Annotated in this window: 2 rRNA genes (1 of these 2 cut by a window edge); both read right to left on the reverse strand. The window is 53.8% G+C overall.

Annotated features, from left to right (window positions below):
- Nucleotides 1-127: 127 nt before the first annotated feature.
- A 5S ribosomal RNA gene (gene rrf, locus AC04MI_RS22465) occupies nt 128-242 on the reverse strand.
- A gap of 126 nt (nt 243-368) precedes the next feature.
- A 23S ribosomal RNA gene (locus AC04MI_RS22470) occupies nt 369-2,500 on the reverse strand; it runs 747 nt beyond the window's last position.

A 2,500-nucleotide genomic window follows, 5' to 3' on the forward strand; every position in this document is an offset into this window, starting at 1 on the left:
GTCAACACCTTGTCAAAAGATTTTTTACTTTCCTTTGACCGACTTCCGAGCTAAAACCTTCGGGAATCAGGGGCTTACATAAAAAGGAAAACCCCCAGCTTTTGAGCTGGGGGTTTTGGGGTAAAGCCCCTGGCGATGACCTACTCTTGCATGGCTTAAGCCACACTACCATCGGCGCGGCTGCGTTTCACTTCCGTGTTCGGGATGGGAACGGGTGGGACCACAGCGCTAATTTCACCAGGGAGAGGGTTGGAGCGTCGCCATCCAGGGAACGGATTAAGGCGCCAATCTCTCATAGGGTCTTGTGACGTAGCGGGCATTGGATTTTCTCTGACGATATCGTCGAGTCCAAGGCCACTTGAGGTTATATGGTCAAGCCGCACGGATCATTAGTATCAGTTAGCTCAATGGGTTGCCCCACTTACACACCTGACCTATCAACCACCTAGTCTTGATGGTTCCTTTAGGGGGCTTGTGCCCCGGGAAGTCTCATCTTGAGGCGCGYTTCCCGCTTAGATGCTTTCAGCGGTTATCKYTTCCGAACATAGCTACCCGGCAATGCCACTGGCGTGACAACCGGAACACCAGAGGTTCGTCCACTCCGGTCCTCTCGTACTAGGAGCAGCCCCTCTCAAACTTCCAACGCCCATGGCAGATAGGGACCGAACTGTCTCACGACGTTCTGAACCCAGCTCGCGTACCACTTTAAATGGCGAACAGCCAWACCCTTGGGACCKACTMCAGCCCCAGGATGYGAYGAGCCGACATCGAGGTGCCAAACAMYGCCGTCGATATGAACTCTTGGGCGGTATCAGCCTGTTATCCCCGRRGTACCTTTTATCCGTTGAGCGATGGCCCTTCCATACAGAACCACCGGATCACTAAGTCCTACTTTCGTACCTGCTTGATCCGTCGATCTCGCAGTCAAGCACGCTTATGCCTTTGCACACAGTGCGCGATGTCCGACCGCGCTGAGCGTACCTTCGAGCTCCTCCGTTACTCTTTGGGAGGAGACCGCCCCAGTCAAACTACCCACCATACATGGTCCCCGATCCGGATTACGGACCTAGGTTAGAACGTCAAGCACATCAGGGTGGTATTTCAAGGTTGGCTCCACCGAAGCTAGCGCCTCGGTTTCATAGCCTCCCACCTATCCTACACAGACGAACTCAACGTTCAATGTAAAGCTATAGTAAAGGTTCACGGGGTCTTTCCGTCTTGCCACGGGAACGCTGCATCTTCACAGCGATTTCAATTTCACTGAGTCTCGGGTGGAGACAGCGCCGCTGTCGTTACGCCATTCGTGCAGGTCGGAACTTACCCGACAAGGAATTTCGCTACCTTAGGACCGTTATAGTTACGGCCGCCGTTTACTGGGGCTTCGATCAAGAGCTTCGCCTTGCGGCTGACCCCATCAATTAACCTTCCAGCACCGGGCAGGCGTCACACCCTATACGTCCACTTTCGTGTTTGCAGAGTGCTGTGTTTTTGATAAACAGTCGCAGCGGCCTGGTTTCTGCGACCCCCCTCAGCTATAGCCCGCATGGGCCACCAAAGAGGGTGCACCTTCTCCCGAAGTTACGGTGCCATGTTGCCTAGTTCCTTCACCCGAGTTCTCTCAAGCGCCTGAGAATTCTCATCCTACCCACCTGTGTCGGTTTACGGTACGGTCTGCGTGAGCTGAAGCTTAGGAGCTTTTCCTGGAAGCGTGGTATCAGTGACTTCGTCCTAAAGGACTCGTCTCGGTGCTCGGTCTTAAAGGATCCCGGATTTGCCAAAGATCCAAACCTACCGCCTTTCCCCGGGACAACCAACGCCCGGTACACCTAACCTTCTCCGTCCCTCCATCGCACTCACGCGAGGTGCAGGAATATTAACCTGCTTCCCATCGACTACGGCTTTCGCCCTCGCCTTAGGGACCGACTAACCCTGCGTCGATTAACGTTGCGCAAGGAAACCTTGGGCTTTCGGCGTGCGGGCTTTTCACCCGCATTATCGTTACTCATGTCAGCATTCGCACTTCCGATACCTCCAGCAGCCTTCTCAAGCCACCTTCGCAGGCTTACGGAACGCTCCTCTACCGCGCATAACAAAGTTATGCACCCCAAGCTTCGGTTTCGTGCTTAGCCCCGTTAAATCTTCCGCGCAGACCGACTCGACCAGTGAGCTATTACGCTTTCTTTAAAGGGTGGCTGCTTCTAAGCCAACCTCCTGGCTGTCTGTGCCTTTCCACATCGTTTTCCACTTAGCACGAAATTTGGGACCTTAGCTGTGGGTCTGGGTTGTTTCCCTTTTCACGACGGACGTTAGCACCCGCCGTGTGTCTCCCGTACATTCTGTCTTGGTATTCGGAGTTTGCCATGGTTTGCTAAGACGCGATGTCCCGCTAGCCATAACAGTGCTCTACCCCCAAGAAGATTCATACGAGGCGCTACCTAAATAGCTTTCGAGGAGAACCAGCTATCTCCGGGTTCGATTAGCTTTTCACTCCTAATCACAC

The sequence above is a fragment of the Acidovorax sp. LjRoot204 genome (genome assembly GCF_056175785.1).